This is a genomic window from Clostridium fallax, from assembly GCF_900129365.1.
In the GTDB taxonomy this organism is placed as follows: Bacteria; Bacillota; Clostridia; order Clostridiales; family Clostridiaceae; genus Clostridium_AH; species Clostridium_AH fallax.
Genome location: NZ_FQVM01000049.1, coordinates 1 through 4,375, shown reverse-complemented (window position 1 = coordinate 4,375; position 4,375 = coordinate 1). Strand labels below are relative to the sequence as shown.

Below are 4,375 nucleotides of genomic sequence, written 5' to 3'. Positions count from 1 at the left end.
AAGCACGCCGCCAGCGTTCGTCCTGAGCCAGGATCAAACTCTCAATTTAAAAAGTTTAATCTTTACTCATATAAAAGAATTGCTGGTTTAAAAAATCTTAAAAGATTTTGTAAGTTTCTCTCTGTTTAATTTTCAAAGAACAACTTGTGTTGTTTCATCGCCATCTCTTGACGACTTCCTTAGTTTATCATCCATTTAAATTTATGTCAATACTTTTTAAAACTTTTTTTTATTTATAATAAAATAACTTAATATTTATATTTATTTTAATACTTATATTAATAGTTTTTTATTAATAAAATAATAAGATTATATCTAAATATATATCTTATTCTCTAATTTACTTATTAAACTTATATTTTAAATAAGCTCCTTTTTATTAATGCTTAATACAAAAAAATTTTTTATATATCAAGATACACTTATCACATATTAATCATATTAAAATATTAATATCAATTTAAAAATATATTTACACTATTAAAACTAAAACTTTTTCATTAACTTAATTTATAAATTTAGAAATAATTACTTTATAATAATAAAATTCTGATTTAAAATATTATTTAATATAAATATTATTTTAAATTTTAAAGATTCAATTGAAAAATAATATTTGGTTTATTGCCCCTTAATAAATTATTTTAAATAAAAAAGAGTTATCTTAAATTTAAGATAACTCTTTTTAAAATATATAATTTTACTTAAATCATTCTTTTCATTCTTGTTACTATTGGATCTGCTTGAGCTCCCATAACTATTTGTAAATTATTCTCTCCAACTTTAATCATTCCGTTAGCGCCAACCTTTTTAAATGCAGATTCGTTAACTTTAGAAGCATCTTTAACTGTTACTCTTATTCTTGTAACACAAGCATCTAAATTATCAATATTTTCTTTTCCACCTAAAGCCTCTAATATAACTGCTGCCTTTTCATCTAGTGGTGATGAAGCTGTTATAGGTACTGATTTTTCTAGTTCAGATTCATCATCAAAATATTCTTCTTCTCTACCTGGAGTTTTTAAGTTAAATTTCTTTATACAAAAAACAAATATAACATAATATAAAGCCGCAAAAATTAATCCAACTAAAGCTATTCCTAATGGATTTGTTGCTATATTAAAGTTTAATAGATAATCTGTAAGTCCTGCTGAGAATCCAAAACCATCTCTCATCCCTAAAAAGTTTGTTATAGCAAGAGAAGCTCCAGTTAATAATGCATGAATTACATATAATACCGGTGCTAAGAACATAAATGAAAATTCTATAGGTTCTGTTACTCCAGTTAAGAAAGATGTTACAGCCATACTAAGTAATAAACCAGTAACTTTCTTTCTATTTTCTTTTTTAGCAGTTGTTATCATAGCTAAACAAGCTGCTGGTAATGCAAACATCATTATCGGGAAGAATCCAGTCATATATGTTCCCGCAGTTGGATCTCCTGCAAAGAATCTAGCTATATCCCCTGTTGCTCCATTATATGTTCCAAATTGGAACCAAAATAATGAATTTAATACATGATGTAATCCAAATGGTATTAATAATCTATTAAAGAATCCAAAAGCAAAAGCTCCTAAAGCTCCTGCATGAGCCAAAGTATTACCAAATGAATCTAATCCCCATTGAATTCTTATCCATCCAAAGCCAGCTATTATGCCTAGCCCTAAACAAACTAATGACGTTACAATAGGTACAAACCTTTTTCCTCCAAAGAAACCTAATACCTGAGGTACCTGAATATCTTTATACTTGTTATAAAGAATAGCAGCTATAACACCAACTACGATTCCACCTAATACGCCCATATTAATATCGGCATTAAAGCTTTTTGCAACCAATGTAAGAACAAGATATCCTACAGTAGCAGATATTCCAGCTACTCCATTATTATCTTCTGCAAGTCCTACAGCAATACCAATAGCAAATAATATAGCTAAGTTATCAATAATTGCTGATCCAGCTGCCGCCATTGGTGGTATACCATTTTGCATTAAATATGCATTACCAGTCCACTGCCATACATCTGCCTGACCTAATCTTAATAATAAGGCTGCAGCAGGCATAACAGCAATTGGAGTCATAAGAGCTTTACCTAGTCTTTGAAGATTTCCTAAAACTTTTTTACCAAATGACATTTTTACCCCTCCATTTTATTTTTTTACTTTATTCTTTATTTAAAATAAAGAATAAAAAAAGCCGAAAAGGAATAGTTAAACTTAAATAGTTTTATTCCCTTTCGGCTAATGCCCAATTTTATGGTTACACGCCAAAATAATTATTTTATTATTACATATATATTATACTATCAGATAAAATAAATGTCAATAGTTAACAATTAAATGTTTTTGAAATTTCAGTTTATTTAAATAATTACATAGATAAAAATATTTGACAAAAATAAATATCTATATATATAATTAAATAGAAAGTGTTACTGATTATGCAGGCATAAGTTTCATTACTTATGCCTATTTTTATTGTAAATTGTTATATTTTATTCTAATATAAATTGATTTATGTGAAAGGACGATAAATATGTTTGGATTTTTTAAAAAACAATTAAAATTAGTTTCACCAATAGATGGAAATACAATACCTTTATCTAAAGTACCTGATGAAGTGTTTGCTCAAAAAATGGCTGGAGATGGCATTGCCATAGATTCAACTGGTGATACAATAGTTGCTCCTGCCGATGGAGAATTATCACTAATTTTTAAAACTAATCATGCTTTTGCAATGAAATTATCAAATGATATAGAACTTTTAGTACACATTGGAATAGATACAGTTTCCCTTGATGGCGAAGGCTTCGAAAGATTAATAGAACCAGGTGTAACTGTTAAAGCTGGTACTCCTATAATAAAAATAAATAGAGATTTTATAACTAGTAAAAATATATCTCTTATAACTCCAGTTTTAATTACAAATCCTGATATAATAAAAGATATGGAATGCAACCTAGAAAAAAATGTTGCAGCTGGGAAAGATACTATATTAACTTATAAAGTTAAATAATATCAATAATTAATTTTAAAAAAAATCGACTCTTTATTTATTATTAACCAATAAAATAAATATTTTAAAGAAGACTACATCATAATAACCTTTTAATTTAAAATATATATTATATATTTTAAAGCTTTGTGATGTAGCCTTCCTTTTATATAAAATGCAACTTAATATAATTTATATATTGGATGATAATACATTAATACATTATAAAACCGCAATTCTTAATCTCTCTATATGCATAGCTAAATAAGCTATCTCATCTTCATCAACCTCTATATCTAATTCATCTTCAATTATTTTTCCTACGCCTATAGCAATTTTATAAGACTTTTTATAAATTCTTTTAATAGTTTCTTTCAAATCATTCTTATTACACTTATTATTCATTATTCTTTCCACTGCAAATCTAATATGAGTTAAAAACCTTGCATAATCTAATGATTTTCTATTTACAGATATACCTATTTCATCTTCTACATATTCTACAATTTTACTTGCTAAAAAACTATATTTAATAGTATTAGATAACTTTCCATTATTCCTAGCTGAATGTATATGCAAAGCTATAAAGGCCGCTTCACCATCAGGTATAATTATATTTGTTTCATTTTTTATTTTTTTTGCAATTTCTTGAGCGAGTTTAAATTCACTATTATATAATGTTTCTATCTCTACCAGAAAAGGATTCTCTATTTCTTGTCCATCTTTTAATCTCTGCAATGCAAACGCTAAATGATTAGTTAAAGAAATATGAATATTTTCATTTAAATCTTCTCCAAATTCTTCTGATATTTTATATATTATTTCTTCACATAAAATTATAAAGTTTTCATTATTAGCATTAATTAAATTGTTAAAATTCTTAAGATTTTGTTCATCTTCAATAACAAAAACTTTTTCTACTAATGTGCCAGAAGGTATTATATCTCCAGGTCTTTTACCAAATCCAATACCTTTTGCAAAAAGTAATTTTTCCTTATTATCTTTTTGTATCAAAACAATATTATTGTTGAATGATTTTATTATTACTGAATCATGAATTATTCTTTTCATAATTTTACACCTTTACATCCTTATTTATAATATTATTGTATAATAATTACCAATTAAATGTAAAATATAATAATTGTTTTATAAACTTTATTTTTAATATATCTATACTATATTTATATTTATATTAAACTAACTTTATAATAACTTTATACTAAATCTATAATATTTATTTAAAAAAAATAAATAAAATAAAAAACCCTTTAGCATTTGCTAAAGTGGTCTTATGTCAATATTTTGGACACAAAAAGTCAAACTTTTTCATGCTGTACTTCTAGCTAATAATTCACATTGATCTGGAGTCATGTAATTA

3 protein-coding genes are annotated in these 4,375 nt (G+C 25.5%); 1 reads left to right on the top strand and 2 read right to left on the bottom strand.

What is annotated here, in order from left to right:
• Positions 1-704 precede the first annotated feature (704 nt).
• Positions 705-2,135 carry an N-acetylglucosamine-specific PTS transporter subunit IIBC gene (nagE, locus tag BUA70_RS12705; RefSeq protein WP_072897867.1) on the bottom strand — a complete coding sequence of 477 codons (1,431 nt, stop codon included), beginning with the start codon at positions 2,133-2,135 and terminating at the stop codon, positions 705-707.
• 400 nt (positions 2,136-2,535) lie between these two features.
• Between nagE and BUA70_RS12700 the strand changes: the two genes are divergently transcribed.
• Complete coding sequence (locus tag BUA70_RS12700) at positions 2,536-3,015, top strand: PTS sugar transporter subunit IIA (protein ID WP_072897866.1); 480 nt, start codon at positions 2,536-2,538, stop codon at positions 3,013-3,015.
• Between the two features lie 201 nt (positions 3,016-3,216).
• Here the strand turns inward: BUA70_RS12700 and glcT are convergent, their stop codons facing one another.
• Positions 3,217-4,065, bottom strand: a complete 849-nt coding sequence (glcT, locus tag BUA70_RS12695) for a glucose PTS transporter transcription antiterminator GlcT (protein ID WP_072897865.1) — start codon at positions 4,063-4,065, stop codon at positions 3,217-3,219.
• Between the last annotated feature and the right edge of the window lie 310 nt (positions 4,066-4,375).

Coding starts and splice junctions, on each gene's coding strand:
- nagE (WP_072897867.1), bottom strand. CDS start 2,135: ATGTCATTTGGTAAAAAAGTTTTAGGAAATCTTCAAAGACTAGGTAAA.
- BUA70_RS12700 (WP_072897866.1), top strand. CDS start 2,536: ATGTTTGGATTTTTTAAAAAACAATTAAAATTAGTTTCACCAATAGAT.
- glcT (WP_072897865.1), bottom strand. CDS start 4,065: ATGAAAAGAATAATTCATGATTCAGTAATAATAAAATCATTCAACAAT.